The sequence below is a fragment of the Lujinxingia sediminis genome (genome assembly GCF_004005565.1).
Classification (GTDB): Bacteria; Myxococcota_A; Bradymonadia; order Bradymonadales; family Bradymonadaceae; genus Lujinxingia; species Lujinxingia sediminis.
In genome coordinates this window covers 857,491-876,426 of sequence record NZ_SADD01000001.1, presented here as the reverse complement: position 1 = coordinate 876,426, position 18,936 = coordinate 857,491, and the positions used below count along the sequence as shown (strand labels likewise).

At 62.6% G+C, this 18,936-nt stretch carries 15 protein-coding genes and 1 tRNA gene; 5 read left to right on the top strand and 11 right to left on the bottom strand.

Going from position 1 to position 18,936, the window contains the following annotated elements; genetic code table 11:
- Positions 1-171 precede the first annotated feature (171 nt).
- Positions 172-1,008 (bottom strand): Lnu(F)/Lnu(G) family lincosamide nucleotidyltransferase, encoded by an 837-nt coding sequence (locus EA187_RS03570; protein WP_127779198.1) that lies wholly within the window; start codon positions 1,006-1,008, stop codon positions 172-174.
- Between the two features lie 351 nt (positions 1,009-1,359).
- Entirely contained in the window at positions 1,360-1,638 is a 279-nt protein-coding gene (locus EA187_RS20270) for a hypothetical protein (protein WP_164855946.1), read from the bottom strand.
- Positions 1,639-1,668: 30 nt separating this feature from the next.
- On the opposite strand from EA187_RS20270, the gene EA187_RS03565 reads away from it, so the two are divergent.
- The gene (locus EA187_RS03565; protein WP_164855945.1) at positions 1,669-2,235 is read left to right on the top strand and encodes an RCC1 domain-containing protein; all 567 of its coding nucleotides are present in this window, start codon (positions 1,669-1,671) and stop codon (positions 2,233-2,235) included.
- Positions 2,236-2,601: 366 nt separating this feature from the next.
- Here EA187_RS03565 and EA187_RS20265 read toward each other — a convergent pair whose 3' ends face one another.
- Positions 2,602-2,742 (bottom strand): hypothetical protein, encoded by a 141-nt coding sequence (locus tag EA187_RS20265; protein WP_164855944.1) that lies wholly within the window; start codon positions 2,740-2,742, stop codon positions 2,602-2,604.
- 61 nt (positions 2,743-2,803) lie between these two features.
- The gene (locus EA187_RS03560) at positions 2,804-4,078 is read right to left on the bottom strand and encodes an APC family permease (RefSeq protein ID WP_127779196.1); all 1,275 of its coding nucleotides are present in this window, start codon (positions 4,076-4,078) and stop codon (positions 2,804-2,806) included.
- Positions 4,079-5,885: 1,807 nt separating this feature from the next.
- Between EA187_RS03560 and EA187_RS03555 the strand changes: the two genes are divergently transcribed.
- Positions 5,886-6,323, top strand: coding sequence for a hypothetical protein (locus EA187_RS03555; protein WP_127779195.1), 438 nt, complete (start codon positions 5,886-5,888; stop codon positions 6,321-6,323).
- 278 nt (positions 6,324-6,601) lie between these two features.
- Here EA187_RS03555 and EA187_RS03550 read toward each other — a convergent pair whose 3' ends face one another.
- Together EA187_RS03550 and EA187_RS03545 are read right to left on the bottom strand one after the other, a co-directional pair.
- Positions 6,602-6,868, bottom strand: a complete 267-nt coding sequence (locus EA187_RS03550) for an ArsR/SmtB family transcription factor (RefSeq protein WP_206524174.1) — start codon at positions 6,866-6,868, stop codon at positions 6,602-6,604.
- Between the two features lie 385 nt (positions 6,869-7,253).
- A tRNA-Asn gene (locus tag EA187_RS03545) sits at positions 7,254-7,325 on the bottom strand.
- 376 nt (positions 7,326-7,701) lie between these two features.
- Here EA187_RS03545 and EA187_RS03540 point away from each other — a divergent pair.
- Both EA187_RS03540 and EA187_RS03535 read left to right on the top strand, forming a co-directional pair.
- Positions 7,702-9,297, top strand: a complete 1,596-nt coding sequence (locus EA187_RS03540; RefSeq protein WP_127779194.1) for a class I adenylate-forming enzyme family protein — start codon at positions 7,702-7,704, stop codon at positions 9,295-9,297.
- Positions 9,298-9,390: 93 nt separating this feature from the next.
- Positions 9,391-9,816, top strand: a complete 426-nt coding sequence (locus EA187_RS03535) for a DUF1801 domain-containing protein (protein WP_127779193.1) — start codon at positions 9,391-9,393, stop codon at positions 9,814-9,816.
- Positions 9,817-9,926: 110 nt separating this feature from the next.
- Here the strand turns inward: EA187_RS03535 and EA187_RS03530 are convergent, their stop codons facing one another.
- The 5 genes from EA187_RS03530 to EA187_RS03510 form a co-directional block, all read right to left on the bottom strand.
- Positions 9,927-11,246 (bottom strand): aminotransferase class III-fold pyridoxal phosphate-dependent enzyme, encoded by a 1,320-nt coding sequence (locus EA187_RS03530; RefSeq protein ID WP_127779192.1) that lies wholly within the window; start codon positions 11,244-11,246, stop codon positions 9,927-9,929.
- Between the two features lie 87 nt (positions 11,247-11,333).
- The gene (locus tag EA187_RS03525) at positions 11,334-12,833 is read right to left on the bottom strand and encodes a CoA-acylating methylmalonate-semialdehyde dehydrogenase (protein WP_127779191.1); all 1,500 of its coding nucleotides are present in this window, start codon (positions 12,831-12,833) and stop codon (positions 11,334-11,336) included.
- A gap of 153 nt (positions 12,834-12,986) precedes the next feature.
- Positions 12,987-14,369, bottom strand: coding sequence for a dihydropyrimidinase (gene hydA / locus EA187_RS03520; protein WP_127779190.1), 1,383 nt, complete (start codon positions 14,367-14,369; stop codon positions 12,987-12,989).
- Between the two features lie 107 nt (positions 14,370-14,476).
- Positions 14,477-15,760: an NAD-dependent dihydropyrimidine dehydrogenase subunit PreA gene (gene preA, locus EA187_RS03515; protein ID WP_115602884.1), complete on the bottom strand. Its 1,284-nt coding sequence runs from the start codon at positions 15,758-15,760 to the stop codon at positions 14,477-14,479.
- Positions 15,760-17,082, bottom strand: coding sequence for an NAD(P)-dependent oxidoreductase (locus EA187_RS03510; protein ID WP_115602885.1), 1,323 nt, complete (start codon positions 17,080-17,082; stop codon positions 15,760-15,762). Before EA187_RS03510 ends, preA begins: the two co-directional genes overlap by 1 nt.
- Before the next feature lie 365 nt (positions 17,083-17,447).
- Between EA187_RS03510 and EA187_RS03505 the strand changes: the two genes are divergently transcribed.
- Positions 17,448-18,911 carry an NCS1 family nucleobase:cation symporter-1 gene (locus tag EA187_RS03505; RefSeq protein ID WP_127779189.1) on the top strand — a complete coding sequence of 488 codons (1,464 nt, stop codon included), beginning with the start codon at positions 17,448-17,450 and terminating at the stop codon, positions 18,909-18,911.
- The last annotated feature ends 25 nt before the right edge of the window (positions 18,912-18,936 follow it).

Below are 18,936 nucleotides of genomic sequence, written 5' to 3'. Positions count from 1 at the left end.
CGTTGGGCCAGAGCTCATGCAGGGGGGGCCGCGCCAGGTGGTGCGCGCAAGTTACGGAGCACCTCATGGCAAGCGCGGCTCCGCTCTCGGGCAACGCGGTCGATCCAGGCGCTGGAAACGCAACGTATGCTCCAAAACCACCTTCGCGGCTTCCCACGCCATCACCCACGATCATCCGCCAGACGCGGCGCCACTCGGTGATGAGTACGCCTGGCTGAGAAGCTCGTCGACCTTCTGTGCTATCGAAGGAGGGATCGTGATGTTCAGCGTCTTCTTCGGCTCCTGCGCGAGTTCTTTGAACCATGTCCAGGATGCCCGGTACGCGGAGAACAGCTCATCAGGCTGTGCGCCGGCGGTACAGGTCACGTAGCGCTCGTAGGTAGCTGGCGAGAGGTCACTCTCCAACGCACGCGATGGGGTCGGCCAGTGCGCAGTCGTGCCTTCGGATAGGCGGATCAGCTTTAAGAGATACTCATGTGCCCTGCTGAGCAAGGCCCAGGCGCGTGCAAACTCGCCACGGTTGAGCACGTTTGCTCCAAAGAGCATCAGGTTCGTAAGGTTCAGCATGAGCCGCTCCACCTCCGCAGCCCCCCCGCGCTCAGGCGGCCCCCCCACAAGTACGCTGGCGTATCGCGAGAGTTCGCCGCTCCGATCCAGCACCACGGCAGCGTCCAGGGACGGAAACCACGCGTACCCCTTCCAACTCTCAACGACCGACATCTCCGAGGCACGCATGAAGTGGAACTCACCACGCACGCCGTTCTCGAAGAGCGCGGTGTGATGGCCGAAGTCATCGATGAAGTAGGCCGCGACAGGATGAATCTGCTGAAGCCATGTGTGCTGAGGAAAGGTATCGAACCTCTCGTCCTGGATAAATATCGCAAACTCGATGTCGGAGAATGCATCCCCTTCGTCGATGGCAAAAGAGCCGAACATCAGGGCACCCACGATACCCTCATCGCGGGAGCATAGGTCATGAACGCGCTTGATCATGGTCAACTGCAGCATGAGAAACTCCTTGTAGCTGATTGGGGAGGGCTCGGGCTCGGTGGCTGGAGTCGCTTCGACAGCTCGCCCCTATAAATAGCGCGGCTCTCTACAACCGGCGAGAATGTACCGAAGGCTTTGGGACCCCAGCGTAAGGCAGGTAGACGCGTTCTGAAAGGAGCCTCCTTGAGTGCGTACGGATAGACCGTTAGCCTGAAGGGCACTTTGTCTTATCCCCTTCCTGATCGCTCTTTCCCACGCGCCCCCCTTCTCTCGCCTGGTTGCCTCCAACATGCCTCACGCCCCTGTTTCGCCGGCTCGCCCCTTTCTCATCGCACTGCTCGACGCGCTCCTGGCTGCCCGGCAGCGCCGCTAGTATCGCTCCTCCTCGGTGCGGGCTGCGGCGAGGGGAGCACGACCCGGCCCTCCTGCTCTGCCGATGTCGACGCCGGGTGCGACAAAGAAGATGCTGATGTCGGTGAAGAAGATGTCCTCGACTGCGGCCCAGGCGAGTATCTGGCCGATGGCGGCACCGAGTGCCTCCCGATCACCGAATGCGCGCCCGGCGAATATATGAGGGCCGAAGCGACCGCCACGAGTAACCGGGAGTGCGCCCCATGCGCGAGCGGCACCTTCAGCACTGTGACCCATGCCAGCGACTGCCCCGCATGGACGGAGTGCGTGGCGGAAGAGTTCGTCGCGTCGCCTGGCAGCACCACAAGCGACCAGGAGTGCTCAGCGCTCACGGTGTGCACACAGGACGAGTATCAGTCGGTGGCACCGACCCCTACGAGCGACCGCGAATGCACAGCGCTCACGATCTGTGCGCCTGGAGAGATGGAATCCACGCCACCGACCCCGACAAGCGGTCGCGAATGCATCGCCCTCCCCCCCTTTGAAGCACACGTGAGCACCGGAGAGACCCACACCTGCATGGTCAATGAGAACCATGACGTGAGCTGCTGGGGGCAACCCAACGCCAACAATGACTACGGCCAGACTTCAGTGCCCGAATCTCTCGGGACGGTGGTGCAACTGAGCGCCGGCTACAACCACATGTACGCCCTCAGCGAAGATGGCAGAGTGAGCTGTTGGGGCATGAACACCTACGATCAGAGCGACGTGCCGACCGAGCTCGACAACGTCGTGCAGGTGAGCGCCGGCGGGGATCACAGCTGTGCGATCAACAACGCGGGTGAGGTGACCTGCTGGGGTGACAACGGCTACCTCCAGAGCACACCGCCATGAGTGTATCCGGCGCAATGAGGGATCCCTCCTGCGTCTCGCGAAGGTCTCCCTCGCCACCCTCATCTGCGTCTGCTGTTGAGCATGGTTGGCACCGCCGGGAGCCCTGGTCGAAGTCGGGTCTTCACCAACGCTCCGCCATGTGCTGGCAGGCAAGAGTGAGATCCTGGCGCATGTGTGTGTGATAATCTCCCAGCCAACCACGCACCGTGACGCCAGGTCGACAAGGACTGCCAGATCGCGCCAGAGGCTGCGGCCTCATTTAGAAATTCGCGATTCTCCCTGAGAATGCGACTCTCCCTGCGCACACGCCGCCACTCCGGATGCTCCGGCTCGGTCCCATCATCGCCCTGCTCCTCGCGGCGCTTTTTACCAGCCATGCCGCAAGTTGGCGTTCACCCCCAGGTCGCCTGCCACCTGCGGACCGGGCATCCCCTCCTGCTCAACCAGCCGGATCGCCTCGCGTTTGAATCCGTCGGTATCGCGTCGGTCCGGTCGTTTACCGGGCATCGTTCACCTCCATGCTCCCCCGTTGAACCGGTAGGAGGGTGTCGAGAAGACCAGGGCGGATTCAGTCGCTCTTTTTGGTTCTCATGTGGCGCAGCAGGACCGGACGCCCGAATACGGCGATGACAATCAAGAGGCCGAGAAAAACAATCGCCATCGGGTCCGTTCGAACCAGACGTACAACAAGCGCCACCGACGCCGCGGCTGCACTCAGCGCCCCCAACCCCGTAATGATTCGCGATCCTGCATGCTTTTGGAATGCGAGCCCGCAGACGATGGCAAAGGTGACAAGGAAAGCAAGGCTCGCGGTTTCGACCAGGGTGGTGAGCGTTCCTACTGCGGCAAGGGCCGCTGCCACAGTTCCCAGCCCGATCACGGCTCGGTCCGGGATGCCCGCCGCGTTTTTGTGATCCAGCGCCTCCGGCAGCTCTCCATCCTCAGCGACCGTGTAGGTCAAGCGTGCGGTTGCAAAGAGCGTCGAGTTGATGGCCGACCCCGTGGAAAACGCAGCAGCAATTGTTACGACGACCAGGCCGATCGTGCCAAACGCCTGCCGTCCGGCGATCGCCAGGGCGACCTCCTTATGCTGCAGCACCTGGTCGGCTCCGATCAGCATTGCCGTACCGAGCGCGACGAGCACGTAGACAACAATCACGATGACAATCGCCGAGAGCACCGCGGAGGGAAGGGTCGTATGTGGGTTGCGGATGTCGTCGTAATCGTAGGTCAGCAGTTGAAATCCCTCATAGGCCATGAACACGGACGCAGCACCGAAGAGCGCCGCCCAAATCCCTGCGTCTGGCACGCCTCGTGAGAGCATCGAAGGATTCCAGCTGGCGAGCCCCCACCCGGCCAGGCCCACGAGCACGGCCAATTTGAACCACACCAGGATGATTTCAACGCCGCCAGCCTCGCCCACACCCCGCAAATTCAAGGCGACGAAGACAAGCATGATCGCCACCCCGGCCGCGCGGGGAAACCAGGGCCCCAGACCCACGACGTAGCCCAGATAGTGCCCGAAGGTGAACGCATAAACGGCGTTGGTGAGCACATAGCCGACGATGAGAACCCACGACAGGCTGCCTGCAAACCCCTCTGCGTTGATGTTACGCAGAAAGGTAAATGCCCCGCCTCCTTCACCATAACTAACGGCCAGTTTCACGTAGCTATAGCCCGCAGCCAGCGCAATGAGACCGGCTGCGACAAAGCTGAGCCATGCCCATGCGCCAGCGATTCCCACGACCACTCCCAGCGTCGAAAAAATCCCTCCGCCGACCATTCCCCCAACGGCCATGGACCAGGTCCCGCTAAACCCGAGCTTGGATTCAGACGGATCCATGCGAACCCCCTTATCATCGTTCCGCGTCATTGCGGTCATTCAGGGTGCAGCCGGAACCAACCGCGATGGCCGACGCCCCCCCACCTGAATCTGTAAGCCTTGCCCCTTCACGTCACTACGGACACGCCCCCGAGTCTTCTCGGGTTCTCACATGCCGGAAACAGCGCTCGCCAAACGCTCCTGGTCGCTCTCGTCGCACAGACACGCTTTGCATGGCAGTCGCCACCGAATGCTCGCTGACGGGTACCGGGAGCACCGACACCTTCGCAAAACGCACGAGGTCCCCCCTGACATGGCATCCTCGTCGCCAGCCCCTGTTCGCGTGCTGAGAAGATGGCGTCGGAATCGACTGGACGTCAGGTTCGTACGCGGCCTGGAGCAAGGTCGACCCCGATGTAAGGCTACGACAAGCGTCGCCGCGATCACTGCCCCACCTACATTCGCGCCGTTGGCGCCTGCATACTGCGAAGTTAATCTCAGATGAGTTCCTGGCCAAAAGGAACCCCCTGACACGACGTTTCAGCGCTGCAGGCGACGATTTTAGTGCCGCCACCCACGCGGTGTTCGCGGCAAGGGACCCCACCGCACCGGCATCTTCGGTGGCCTGAAAGCTCAAGGGCTCCTGCGCGGTCAAGCCCCATGGGCCGACACACGCGAAGAGGGCTCGACACATGCTTTTGATAACGCCCTTGAGCGCGTCGCAGAATTGAAGTTCACCGGCGAGCGCACAGCGAACATCGTTTCAGCCCGCGACCGGCTTCTCTGTGCCCGGCATCTACGGGCGGCCTGCCGCCAGGACGCGGAGCATCCGTCCCTGATGCGAACGTGCAGCGGACTGATTTGCCCAACTCGCGCCGGAGCCAGGTGAGCAGCCCCAGCCCCTCTGCAGCCTTCTCGAACTCTCCTTCTGCTCCGCTCGAAGGCACACGTCGACCAGGCGTGAGTGTTCGGCGATGAAGGTCTCGGTGCCCCGAGTCGAACTCACACGCCGACGCTCCGCCCCATCTCCAAACACCCCATCCCCGAGCCCTCCGCCACCGACCCACTGGCCCCCCGCCGACGCACCGCCCGAAGCCCCCAACCGCTACACCCAACTGCACTTCGAGATGACCATCGAGGTGGATGGCGATGTGGCGTCGCGCCCGCAAATCATCACAACGCCGGGCAAACCCGTCACAGTGACGTCCCCCGGTGGCGGCGCGCGCCCGATTCACCTCCAACGTACGATGACCCCGATCGTTGTCGGCGAGTCCATCGCGCTCGCCGGCTGGCTGAAAGGCAGGGTTGGCGGGGAGGTGGAGCATGTGGGGAGGCATCGAAGAGCAGGTGGAGCCGGGAGAGGCGACGGCTCTCGCGTTTGAGTTCGATGGGAAGGCGTACGTGATCGAGATGGTGGTAACGAAGTCGGCGTATCAGCGAAAAAACTCCCGGCGGCACCAGCGCCGCAGGTCTCGCGCGTTACGCCGATGGCCCGAAAATGCCGCCCTGACGCCCCGCGCATACCCCAAACGAGGCGTCGAGGGGGTCAGAACAGGCACCTCGTGCCTCTCCGCTACCCGTCGAGGGGTTCAGAACAGGCACCTCGTGCCTCTCCGCTACCCGTCGAGGGGGTCCAAACAGGCACCTCGTGCCTCTCCGCTACCCGTCGAGGGCTCGTCGGACGCCCGACGTCCTGGTGGTCTCCCGGGTCGGGAATCGGCGATTCCTTCCTTGACTCGGGGGGCGGTGCTGCAGAATCATTTTCGCCGCGGACGCAGAGTCATCCCTCTCTGCTGATATCGTGTAATGACCTTAACCGAGCCACGAGATGAACATGTTTGAAGACTGGACGAAGCAAGGCAGCGCATACCGCAATGGAAACCTGTATGGCGTCGAGATCGAAGCCAAACGCCTCTCCGAAACGGGCGGAGCGCTCGGAACCTCGGTGATCTATCTGGCGGGCGATAACTTCGGCGATGACTTCTACACCACCTGGAACGGCGAGGCATCGGTGCGACTCCGCGTCGACGGAGATGTGGGCGTGCTCGCGGTGATGGAGATGGCCCGACCCGGCGACGACTACGGCGGCGATGAGGGCGTGGAAAGCGACACGCCTACCCTCGCCTGGAAGATCAATGGCGATCGCGCCTGGCTGATCGGTTCGCGATCGTTCATGGATGCCGACGTCACGGAAGCGCTCGGGATCGAGTGGCCGAAGCGCGAGGAGTTTGAGCGCTTCGAAGGCATCCAGGGCTGGGGCGAGTAACCGCTTCCAGGACCGAAAAGAGCCCCGAAAAGTCCGCACCGTCTCGATGTGTTGAAGCCGCCGCAGCGACGTTGCGGTTAGGTCGATTGGGACCTGTCTTCATGGTGTCGGGAGACGCGGGCTACGCGCGAGGGGCAGCCCTGCCCGGCACAGCAGCAGTCGCATTCGAAGAGCCGGTTCGCCGGATGAGCCGGGTCACGGCGCCGCAGAAACCTCGGGGTGCCACGCGTGAGGGGGGGAGTGAAGACCATGAAGTCGCCAGGTCGTGCGTGGCGGCATTAAGCCGGGCGAGGATGTCGCCCGGCGTCCTTCAGCTGCTTGAGCTGCTGCGAGATGGTGGACTGAGCCAGGGGAAGCTCGTCCACGATGTCGCCGACGATGCAGCCTTCCTGGCGCACGAGCATGCGGAGGATGGTGACTCGCACGGGATGAGCCATGGCCTTCGCCAGTCGAGCGAGGTACTTGTTGGCCTCCACCTCGTCGGTCGGGACCGGCGGCATCGGCTCCGCTGGAGGGCAGCACGCTGTGGTCCTGGTCTTCTTCACGATGCCTCCGCGGCAAAGGTCAACATCCATCGCCGATGAACGATGCAGCATTGGCGAGCGTCACGCCGAGGAGCTCTCAGAGCGTCTCCGATCGCGCATCGCTGCTAGCTCGGCTGCCCCACTCTCACCGGGCTAACCAGAACCGGCATGTGGGCGTCTGGAGGCGTCTCTGAGGCCCAAGATCTCTCAAAGAGCACCGTTCGGGACCCGACGACGAGCAGAGGCACTCTGGCGCCGTCCGACCAGAGAGCACCCGCGTCGACCAGCGATCGCCCACAAAGCGCCACCAGCTGGGCAAGAACCGACAAGACCCCCGCCGGCGATGCCGACGAGGGTCCTGTCAAAAGAAAGGCCCGAGTCTTTCGACTCGGGCCTTTCTCTCAAGCTCCGGCGGTAGGATTTGAACCTACGACCAAGCGGTTAACAGCCGCTCGCTCTACCCCTGAGCTACGCCGGATTGTTGTGGCGGTCAGCGCCGCCGCGATGACCATTATGTGCCACAAGGAGCTTCTGAGTGTCAACGTACTTTTGATAATTTTTCTTCAGGACGCTCGCCCGCAACACCGCCGATGCAAGAAAGTCGTTGAGTTGCAATTACATAGCCACCCCCACCCTGCCTGCCCCCCGGGATCCTCTCTCCGACTGCGGGACTGCGGCCGGAGACCACTGAAAAAAAGTTCCGTTTTTTGCTCGCCCCCCACCTCCCGGGTGTGCACCATCTGAGCTGACGAACGAGAATCAGCAGGTTCATCCCGACCGACCTCTGGCGACACATCCAGCGCCGGCATCTTCACCCCCACGCTCCTGATGCACTGCACCTTCTGAGACCCAACATGTCCGAGCTTCAACCCACCTTCGACCTGCTCACAGCCCTCGCCGAGCATGCCGCACATCGCCCCCACGCCATCGCCTGGCGTGCCGATGAGCCGCGCGGCTCGGCCACCTGGCGTGAATGGGCAGGCATCGTTGAGCGCCTCAGCGCACTCATCGTCAAGGCGGGGGTGCGCCCGGGCACGACCGTGGGCTACCGCGGCACCAACCACCCCATTGCCTGGAGCCTGGCGCTGGCCTGCGCCCGAGTCGGTGCGAGCTTCTGGCCACTGAACTACCGCTGGAGCGCACGCGAACTCGGGCTGGCACTGGAGGCACTGCCCTTCGAGATCAGCGCACTCATCGTCGAGGGCGATGCCTCCGCCAGCACGCATGAGGCCATCACGCGAGCGTTTGGTGAGAACCCGACCTTGCGGGCGCGAATGATGGATCGCGACGCGCTCTGGGCCGATGGTGTCTGCGATCGCTCGCAGTACGAAACCGCGCGACGACCGTCCGGCGCTACCGTGCATCAAAACGATGACCTCAATGCCCCCTGGATCATCATGTCGACCGGCGGCACGACCGGACTGCCCAAACAGGTGGCTCACACGCGATGGACCCTCGCTCATAACGCCCGCCAATTCTTAGAGATGACGCAACTTCGCGCCGACGAGCCGGTGCTGGTGGTTGCACCCAACTTCCACGTCGCGGGCTTCAGCGCGCTCACTGCCGCCGCGATCGCCACCGGCGCACCGTTGCAGATCGCCTCGCGCTTTAAGCCCGGTGAGCTACTCCAGTCGATCGGTCGTGGCGAGGTGCGCAGCGCCGTGATGGTCCCCACGATGTGGCGCGCACTCTTCGATGCCACGCGACGCTGCGAGACCACGCTCTCCCCGCTGCGCTTCGGTATTTGTGGAGGCGCTCCCATGCCCCCCTCTTACGTCGACGAAGCCCGCACACTCGGCTTTGAGCTCCTTCAGGGCTACGGGATGACCGAGGCTGGCCCCATGGTCACGCTGATGCCTCCGGGAACCCTGGAAGCCGACGACCCACGACGGGCATCCGCAGGCATCCCCCCCCGGGACGTCGACGTCTGGATCGAAAGTCCGCAAGGCAGACGCCTGCCGGCCGGCAAGTCCGGCCAGATCGTAGTGCGCGGTCCGCAGCTCGCCACGGCCTATCTGGGCGAATCCTCCGATTTCAGCAAGGCCTTTCGCGGCGACGGCGGCGTCTACCTCACCGGCGACTTCGGACATCTCGACAACCAGGGATTCCTCTATATCGAGGGACGCCTCGACGATGTGATCATCACCGGCGGCGAAAATGTCGCACCGGCTGAAATTGAATCACGACTCGTCGAGCACCCGGAAGTCTCCCAGGCTGCTGTACTGGGCGTCGCAGATCCGCACTGGGGGCAAAAAATCGTGGCTCTGATGTGTCCGGCACGCCCGGCCCATCCCCCGACACCTTCGGCGCTCATTGAGCATCTACGGCCGCAGCTGGCTGGCTACAAGCTCCCGCGCGACCTTCGTTTTTGCGACACGCTGCCTTTGACCTCGGCCGGAAAAATCGACCGCCCCGCCCTCGTGAAGCTCTGGCAACGACTCGCCACCTGACGCGGAGTTGATACGCTGATGGCAACCACCGGTATATTCCGACACGATCCCGGCCCCCGACTGCGCACATTGACCCGAACCCACGACTCGACCATGTCCCTGAAAACGAAACCCACCAACCAGACCCCCGCCGACTTCACCGACGCCATCGACGACCCGAAACGTCGCGACGACTGCCTGCGCCTGCTCACGATCTTCGAGGAGGAGGTCGGCGCGCCGGCGGTGATGTGGGGCGACGCCATCATCGGCTTTGGCACCTACCACTACATCTACAAGAGCGGCCGCGAGTGCGACTGGATGCTGGCGGGCTTTTCCCCACGCAAACGCAACATCTCGCTCTACATCATGTCGGGCTTTGAAGGCGTCGAAGACATCATGAGCCGCCTGGGCAAACACAAAACCGGCAAGTCCTGCCTCTACATCAACAAGCTCGCTGACATCGATGAGGCTGCACTTCGCGAACTTATCCAGCGCTCGCTCACATACCTCAAGGCTACCTACGAAACGACGCCTGCATGACGACCACACCCCGTGGTCCCCAACCCGGGCATCTTCGCATCGCCCGAAAAAAAGCCGCGAGCCCGATGGGCCCGCGGCACTCTCTGACCACACCACTTCGAGGTCTTACTTCAGCCCTCAAACGCCGCGTCGGTGATCTCCATACCGCGATCAATGATCGCAAAGCCCTCACGAAGTTGCTCTTCCGTAATGCACAGCGGCGGGTTGCACATAAAGCTCCCCCAGCGCACGAAGGTGAAGAGCCCGTTGTCGCGGAAGAACTGCCCGAGCTTCGTCATCGCCGGGTGACTCCCGTTAAAGGGCGCAATGCGCTCACCCGCGCTGTTTTTCTGGACATCGATCATGCCGAAGAGCCCCAGCGCCCTCCCCTCTTTAAAGGAGGGATGACGCTCTTTCAGGCGCTCCATTTCCTCGCGCATCACCGACTCCAGACGCGCCGCATTCTCGACGAGCTTCTCGTCGAGCATCACCTGAATCGAGGCCTCGGCTGCCGAGAGCGCCAGACAATGGGAGTTGTAGGTCAGGCCCCCCCAGAACATGTTCTTCTTAAAATGCTCGGCGATGGCGTCGCTCACCCCCATCGCACCCAGCGGGGCATAAGAGCTGGTCAGGCCCTTGGCCATCGTGACGATGTCCGGCACCACGTCATAGTGCTCAAAACCAAACATCTTGCCGGTGCGCCCGAAACCGCACATCACCTCGTCACACACCATGAGGATGCCGTACTTCTCCAACAACGCCTTCAGCCCTTTGAGATAGCCTTTGGGCGGCGGCTGAATCCCGTTGGTCCCGGTGATGGTCTCCACGAACATCGCCGCGATGGTGTCGGGCCCCTCATACATGATGACTTCTTCGAGGTACTCGAGGTTTCGCGCCGTCTGCTCTTCCTCGCTCTCCCCGAAGCTGTAGTGATAGGGACGAGGATCCATCACCTTGATAAAGCCGGGGCTCCCGGGCTCATTGGCCCAGCGGCGCGGATCGCCGGTGAGCTGCATGCATGCGTTGGTCGCGCCGTGGTAGCTGCGGTAGCGGCTCAAAATCTTAAACCGGCCGGTGTAGCTGCGCGCCGCCTTGATGGCATTCTCGTTCGACTCTGCCCCGCTCAGCGTAAAGAAGAAGGTGTTGATATCGCCGGGCACAAGCTCCGAGAGCATCTTCGCCACCCGCGCACGCACCGCGGTGGCAGTACCCGGGTAGACATAGGCCACCTGCTGAAGCTGCTGGTGCATCGCCTCAATCACCCGCGGATGGCTGTGGCCGATGTTGACGCTCATCAGCTGACTGTTGAAGTCCAAAAAGCGCTTGCCTTCGGGCGTATAGAAATACACGCCCTCGGCCCGCTCGACCGGAATCGGCTCGACGTTATCGCCGGCAGCCCAGGTATACATGGTGTGTTTCTTACAGAGGTCGATCATGTCCTGAGAGTCCATCGCATTCCTCGGGTCGCAGAAAAGGGTTGTGTTCCCACCTGTCCGACGCCGCCGCGCCTCCTCCCGGATGCGCGACAGCACATCGACTCAGGACATCCAGGTCTCGTCAGATTGAAGCTCCCACTTCACCGTAACCTTGCGCGGTCGGGTCCAGAAGCGGAAGCCGTCCATGCCGGTCATATCGCCGTGACCGACCTTGCTGTCGTTCCAACCGCCAAACGCAAAGGGCTCACGCGGCACGGGCACGCCGATGTTGACGCCGCACATGCCAGCCTCAAAACGGCTGATCGCCCGCTCGGCCACCGCGCCGCTGGTGGTGTAGATACACGCGGCGTTGCCAAAGGGGCTGGCGTTTTCGATGTCCAGCGCCTTGTCCAACGTGTCGACACGAATCACCGAGAGCACCGGCCCGAAGATCTCTTCGCGTACACAGGCCATATCCGGGGTGCAGCCGTCGATGATCGTCGGTCCCACCCAGTACCCCTCCGAGCCCTCAACCTTCGCGCCGCGGCCATCGACAAGGATGGTGGCACCGGCAGCCTCAGCCTCATCGATGTAGCGTACGATACGGTCGCGTGCCTCTTTGGAGACCACCGCACCAATGTCTTGACCGACTTTGAGCGCACGGGACTGCGCGGCCACATCATCAAGAATGGGGTCGACGTTGCCCACGGCCAGAAGCACCGAGGCCGCCATGCAACGCTGCCCGGCGCACCCGGTATACGAAGCCACCACATTGGCCGAGGTCACCTCCGGCGATGCATCGGGCACCACCACCAGGTGGTTCTTCGCACCGCCCAGGCCGAGCACCTTTTTACCGGTCTTTGCGCCGCGGGCGTAAAGCAACTTCGCAATCGGCGTCGAGCCCACAAAGGCCACCGCGCCGATGCCCTCATGGTCGATGATCGCTTCCACGGCGTCTTTGCCCCCGTTGACGATGTTGAGCACGCCATCGGGAAGTCCGGCCTCTTTGAAGATCTCCGCCAGGCGCATCGCTCCGTAGGGCACCTTCTCAGACGGCTTAAGAATAAAGGTGTTACCGGCCACCAGCGCCTGAGGAAGCATCCACAAGGGCACCATCGTCGGGAAGTTAAAGGGCACGATCCCGGCGACCACACCCACCGGCTCATGAATCACCCTGCAGTTGACCCCGCGACTCACATCAAGCTGCCCGCCATCGGCCATATTCTGGAGCGAGGCCCCCATCTCCACGCACTCAATGCCCTTGAGCACTTCGCCGCGCGCCTGACCGATGGTCTTGCCGTTCTCGTGGGAGAGCAACCAGGAGAGCTCCTCGAGGTTGGCCTCCATCAGCTCTTTGACCTTGTAGAGCACCTGGGCACGCTCGCGGATCGGGAGCGCCTTCCACTCCGGAAGCGCCGCCTTCGCCGCTGCAAAAGCCTCCTCCACATCGGTAGCGCCGGAGCTGACGACCCGCCCCATGGACTTGCCGTGACGCGGGTTAATGACGTCTTCAGACGCCCCGCTGCTCGAGGGCTTCCACGCACCACCGATCCAGTTATTGGCCTGCACGTAGGGGGTAAACTCGTAGCCCCGGGTTGCAAAAGAAAACTTCGAATCGCTCATCGCCTTGCTCCTCTCAGGTGGGTCCCCCGACACCTCGCGTGCCAGCACACCTTCGAGCCCTCAGGTCGGCGCGACGGTGTCCTGGCACGCAGCGTCAGGTCAGACAGGTTGTATGGTAAAGAACTCCGGCGATGAGCCGGCGCAGACTGCGCGTCAGCTCATCTTTGGCTTGCGCTTGAGAAACTCCCCGATGCCCTTCTGGCCCACAAACTCACCATCGCGCACCTGCACATGGCCGCGCACCGTGACCAGCTCACAGCGCCCCTGAACGTCGCGCCCCTCAAAGGGGTTGTAGTCCACGTTCATATGGTGGGTTTCTACGCTGAGCATCTCGCGGACCTCGGGATCGTAGACGACCAGGTCCGCATCGCTGCCGATCTGAATCGTGCCCTTTTTCGGAAAGAGCCCGAAGATCTTCGCCGCCTGGGTGCTCGCTGCGTCCACGAAGCGATGGATGTCCACGCGGCCCGTCTGCACGCCTTCGGTGAAAAAGACGCGCACGCGATCTTCGAGCGAGGGGATGCCGTTGGGGATCAGGCAGAAGTTATCCTCCCCCATGCGCTTCTGCTCCATATCAAAGGGAGCATGGTCGCTTCCCAGGGTAGCGATGATGCCTTTTGCAAACCCGTTCCAGAGCGGGTCCTGGTTGCTCTTGTCACGAAGCGGCGGGCTCATCACAAACTTGGCGCCTTCGAAGTTGGGCCGCTCGGCATCGGTGTGGTCGAGCACCAGATGCTGAATCAGCGTCTCGACCCACACATTGGCCCCGGCCAGCTGGGCATCGACGGCTTCTTTGAGGGCATCCTCACACGAGAGGTGCACGATGTAGCCCTCCGCCCCGGTGGTGCGCGCCAGGTTGCAGAAGTGCCGTGTGCCCTCGGCCTCCACATAGGTCGGGCGGCTGGGCTCATGCCACTGCGGACCGAGCTTGCCCTCGGCGACGAGCTTCTTCTGCAGGGTGTCGATCATCTCAGAGTTTTCACAATGCGCGGTGACCACCACGCCGAGCTCTTTTGCGAGCTTCATCACGCCCAGCAACGCGGCATCATCAACACCCAGCGCTCCGCCGTAGGCCAGAAAGACCTTAAAGCTGGTCACGCCGCGGCTGACGATCTCGCGCAGCTCTCGCTCCACCTCCTCATCAAAACGGGTCACCGCCATATGCCAGGTGAAGTCCGAGCATGCTTTCCCCTGCGAGACCTCCTGCCAGGTGTTGAAGGCATGCAGCGGCGACTCATCGCGCTCCGGGATACAGAAGTCGATCAGCGTTGTGGTGCCTCCGCAGAGCGCGGCGACGGTGGCCGACTCGTAGTCATCGACGGCCATCGTGCCCATAAAGGGGAGGCGCACGTGGGTGTGAGGATCAATAAAGCCCGGGAACACGTACTTGCCCCGGGCATCGTACTCCTCAACCCCGGCCGGAACGTCCAGATTGGGGCCGATGGCTTGAATCGTTCCGTTCTCACAATAAATGTCCGCCACATAACGCTGGCTGGCGGTGACGATCTCTCCGTTACGAATGACAAGCTGCGACATGCAAACCTCATCTCGGGGGTGAAACAAACTTCAACGCGTTGGCGACCACCTCATCACCCGCCTCCCTTCGGGTGGCGAATGAAGCGGGCGATGTTCAGAGCACCGAATCAACGCTCGTAGGTCGGTCGTGGGGCCAGTACGCCCTCGCCAGAGGAATACTCCTCCCAGCTGCAGGACTCAAAGTCGTTGGGAATCTGGACCATCTCGATGCAACCGTCGACCGGGCAGACCAGACTGCAGAGGTTGCAACCGACGCAGGCATCGGGCTTCACCTCAACAAAGGTGCGGCCGTCGTCGCGTCGCTCCGAGAAGATTGCCTGGTGAGCGCCGTCCTCACACGCGGTGTAACAAAGCCCGCAACCGATGCACTTCTCCTGATCGATACGCGCGTTGACCACGTAGTTCAGATCGAGTTCTTTCCAGTCGTGGATGCGCTCCAGGCTGATGCCCTGCAGCTCCTGGAGCGTCATCGAACGCTCATCCAGGTAGTTGGAGAGCCCGTCACAGAGATCTTCGATGATGCGGAAGCCGTAATGCATCACTGCCGTGCAGACCTGCACCGAGGTGGCACCGAGCGCGATGAACTCGACGGCATCCTTCCAGGTGCTCACCCCGCCGATACCGCTGATCGGAAGGCCCAGAGTCTCGGGGTCGGTGGCGATCTGCGAGAGCATATTCAGCGCAATCGGCTTGACCGCCGGGCCACAGTAACCGCCGTGCGAAGACCACCCGTTGACGGTGGGACGAGGCGCGAGCGTGTCGATGTCGAGGCCGATGACGCTGTTGATGGTGTTGATAAGGCTCACCCCGTCGGCACCGGCGGCCTTCGCCGCGCGCGCCGGATAACGAATATCCGTGACGTTGGGCGTCAGCTTCACCAGCACTGGAACGGTCGCCACTTCTTTGACCCACTCGGTGATCTGCTGGCAGTACTCGGGCACCTGCCCGACAGCCGCGCCCATGCCGCGCTCCGACATCCCGTGCGGGCACCCGAAGTTCAACTCCAGTCCGTCCGCGCCGGCATCCTCCGCCTTTTTGACGATCTCATGCCAGGCCTCCCGCTTCGACTCCACCATCAAGCTGACGATGATAGCGTTGTTCGGAAAGCGCTTCTTCACCTCGTAGATCTCTTTGAGGTTCACCTCCAGAGGCCTGTCGGTGATGAGCTCAATGTTGTTGAGACCCACGATCTTCTGGCCGTTGAGGTCCATCGCCCCGTAGCGCGACCAGGTGTTGACGATGGGCTGACCCAGGGTCTTCCAGACCGCCCCGCCCCACCCCGCTTCAAAGGCGTTGGCAACCTGGTAACCGGTGTTCGTCGGTGGCGCCGAGGCCAACCAGAATGGATTGGGCGACTTAATGCCCGCGATGTTGCAGCTCAGATCGGCCATCACTCGGCTCCTTCAAGGGTTTGGTGGATGCTCATTGCGGCGCGTTTTCCTTCGGCCACAGCGTTGACGACTTCTTTGCCGCCGCTGACACAATCCCCGCCGGTCCACAGACCTTTGACGCTGGTGCGGCCATGCTCGTCGGCGATGACTTTGCCGCGCGCGTCGAACTCCAGGCCGTCGATGGTGTCGAAAAAGCCCACGCGTTTGGCCTGACCGGTGGCGCGAAAGACCCGTTCAACGTCGAGCACAAACTCACTTCCGGGAACCGGCTCAAGCCTCCCATCGGCGTCGCTTCGCGTCTTCTGGCACTTCAACCCAATGACGCGGCCGTACTCCCCCAGGATCTCTACGGGCATCGATTCGAGCACGAAGATGCCGCCGTCTTTGCGCGCAAGCTCCTGCTCGTGAGCGTAGGCGCCCATACGCTCCCGGGTGCGGCGGTAGACCATATAGACCTTTTCTGCACCGAGACGGCTGGCCTGGGTGACGGCGTCGATGGCGGTGTTACCCCCGCCGATGACGGCCACACGCTTACCTTTCAGCGAAACGTCGTCCTTGGGATGTGTTTTGAGCTCGGCGATGAAATCAAGTGCGTCCTGGCTGCCCTCAAGCTCTTCGCCGGGAATGCCTACCGGCGACACCCCGCTCAGGCCCACACCCATGAAGACCGCATCGAAATCCTCAAAGAGCGATGCCACCGAGACGTCCTCGCCCACCTCGGTGTTGCAGCGGATGCTCACACCGAGCTGCTTGACCCATTCAATCTCGGCCAGGGCGGTGGCGTAATCCATTTTGTAGTCTGCGATGCCATAGGTATTGAGCCCACCGGGCTGCTCGGCCTTCTCAAAGACCACGACCTCATAGCCCAGCTGCGCAAGTTCGGCGGCACACCCCAGGCTTGCCGGGCCGGCCCCGATGCACGCCACGCTACGACCGTTGGAAGGCGCCGGCTTGAAGAGCGCCTTCTCGCCAAGGACCACAGGGTCGGTGGCGTAACGCTGCAACCTGCCGATCTGAATCGGCTCTTCATGAAGGTCGTGCAGCACGCACGCCCCCTCACAGAGCTCCTCGGTGGGGCAGACCCGCGCGCAGGAGGCCCCCAGGATATTGGCCTCAAGAATCACCCGAGCCGAGCCCCGCATGTTCTCGCTGGCGATCTTCTTGATGAACCCCGGGATATCAATGCCGGTGGGGCATTCCCGGATGCAGGGCGCGTCGTAGCAGTTCAGACAGCGGTTGGCCTCTACCATCGCCGCGCCGCGGTCCATGGGGGGCTTGTAGTCCGCGAAGGGCGATGGGCTCAGCCCGCTTCCGTCAGTCATCGTCGTTGCCTCGTCGTCTGGGGGATCATCAAGACTCTCCGAGCGGCCGTCCCGCTATCGAGCGGAGAAGTTCACCTGCAATCGGCGACGCCTTGCTCAAGACCACAGCTCGGCGTTAGCCTGAAGCGTTCTTAAAACATCGCAAGCCCTCCGGCAGCTGCCCGCGCAAGAAGTTCTGCAAGGCCCGGCGAGTTGCGTCGGTGCGGATTCCGCGCGCGACACACGGTCACCCGAGTTCGTCGTCGCGTACATCGTATCGGTCGAAATTACCGTTCGTAGTGTGCAAGGGGCCTAACCTAATCCGAGGCATCTCAAACTGTCAAACTCGGCTCGGCGCTGGCGGCGGGCCCCCACCTGGAGCGCCCATGTTCGCACCTGATCCCACACTCATCAATGAGGACATCGCACCGACGCCCCCCGAAGGTCGCACCTGGTCGGTGCTCAATATGGCCTCCCTCTGGATCGGCATGGTCGTCTGCGTGCCTACCTACATGCTCGCCGGCGGTCTGGTGCAAAACGGCATGAACTGGTGGCAGGCCGTGCTCACCGTGTCGCTGGGCAATCTCATCGTGCTCGTCCCGATGCTGCTCAACGGACATCCGGGCACCAAATACGGCATCCCCTTCCCGGTGCTCTCGCGCGCGAGTTTCGGCATCTACGGAGCCAACATCGCCGCGGTGATGCGAGGACTGGTCGCGTGCGGGTGGTTCGGCATCCAGACCTGGATCGGAGGCGCGGCTGTCTATCAGATTCTCGACGTCGTCTTTGGCTGGGGCGGCGGCGAGGCGCTTCCGGTACTGGGGATCAACGCTCTGCAGTTCGCCTGTTTTATGGCCTTCTGGCTCTTGCAGGTCGTCGTGATCTGGCGCGGCATTGAGTCGATTCGCATCCTGGAAACCTGGGCAGCTCCCTTTCTGGTGGTGATGGGGCTGATGCTTCTGGCCTGGGCCTACGTCAAAGCCGACGGCTTCGGCCCCATGCTCTCCGCCCCTTCGCAATTTGGCCCGGGCCAGCCCCGAGAAGGAGAGTTCTGGGCGGTCTTCTTTCCCTCGCTGACGGCCATGGTGGGGTTCTGGGCGACACTTTCGTTGAACATCCCTGACTTCACCCGCTACGCCAGATCACAGCGCGACCAGATGCTCGGCCAGGCCATCGGGCTTCCGACCTTTATGACGCTCTTTTCGTTCATCGGCGTGGCGGTCACCTCGGCGACGGTGGTGATTTACGGGGAAGCGATCTTCGATCCGACCGTACTTCTGGGCCGCATGGGAGGCGGACTTTCGATTGTGGTCGCGCTGGTTGCTCTGACGCTGGCCACCCTCTCCACCAACATCGCCGCCAACGTCGTCAGCCCGGCAAACGCCGTCATCAACCTGCGACCGCAGCGCTTCTCCTTTCGCCTCGGCGGCATGGTCACCGCCGGTCTGGGCATGGCGATCTTTCCCTGGAAGCTCCTGGAGAGCGCCGGAAACTACGTCTTTGTATGGCTGGTGGGCTACTCAGCGCTGCTCGGGGCTATCGGCGGGGTGATCATCATCGACTACTTCGTGGTGCGCAAAACCGAACTCGACTTGAACGCGCTCTACCAGCCCCGGGGGCCCTACTGGTATCGCCGCGGATACAATCCGGCGGCGATGATCGCGCTGGCCTGTGGCATTCTTCCCTGCGTACCGGGCTTTCTGGGTACCGCCGGCATCATCGCGGCAGACGCCGTGCCGGCGGTCTTCATGACGCTCTACACCTACGCGTGGTTCGTGAGCTTCGGGCTGGCCAGCGCGGTCTATCTGCTCTTGATGCGACGCAGCTCGCCAGCATTGATGCAGCGCTAACGCGCGATGGTGCGTTCAACAGGAC

Coding starts and splice junctions, on each gene's coding strand:
- EA187_RS03505 (WP_127779189.1), top strand. CDS start 17,448: ATGTTCGCACCTGATCCCACACTCATCAATGAGGACATCGCACCGACG.
- EA187_RS20265 (WP_164855944.1), bottom strand. CDS start 2,742: ATGCCCGGTAAACGACCGGACCGACGCGATACCGACGGATTCAAACGC.
- EA187_RS03535 (WP_127779193.1), top strand. CDS start 9,391: ATGTCCCTGAAAACGAAACCCACCAACCAGACCCCCGCCGACTTCACC.
- EA187_RS03510 (WP_115602885.1), bottom strand. CDS start 17,082: ATGACTGACGGAAGCGGGCTGAGCCCATCGCCCTTCGCGGACTACAAG.
- EA187_RS03570 (WP_127779198.1), bottom strand. CDS start 1,008: ATGCTGCAGTTGACCATGATCAAGCGCGTTCATGACCTATGCTCCCGC.
- EA187_RS03525 (WP_127779191.1), bottom strand. CDS start 12,833: ATGAGCGATTCGAAGTTTTCTTTTGCAACCCGGGGCTACGAGTTTACC.
- EA187_RS03540 (WP_127779194.1), top strand. CDS start 7,702: ATGTCCGAGCTTCAACCCACCTTCGACCTGCTCACAGCCCTCGCCGAG.
- hydA (WP_127779190.1), bottom strand. CDS start 14,369: ATGTCGCAGCTTGTCATTCGTAACGGAGAGATCGTCACCGCCAGCCAG.
- EA187_RS03530 (WP_127779192.1), bottom strand. CDS start 11,246: ATGGACTCTCAGGACATGATCGACCTCTGTAAGAAACACACCATGTAT.
- preA (WP_115602884.1), bottom strand. CDS start 15,760: ATGGCCGATCTGAGCTGCAACATCGCGGGCATTAAGTCGCCCAATCCA.
- EA187_RS03555 (WP_127779195.1), top strand. CDS start 5,886: ATGAACATGTTTGAAGACTGGACGAAGCAAGGCAGCGCATACCGCAAT.
- EA187_RS20270 (WP_164855946.1), bottom strand. CDS start 1,638: ATGGGTCACAGTGCTGAAGGTGCCGCTCGCGCATGGGGCGCACTCCCG.
- EA187_RS03560 (WP_127779196.1), bottom strand. CDS start 4,078: ATGGATCCGTCTGAATCCAAGCTCGGGTTTAGCGGGACCTGGTCCATG.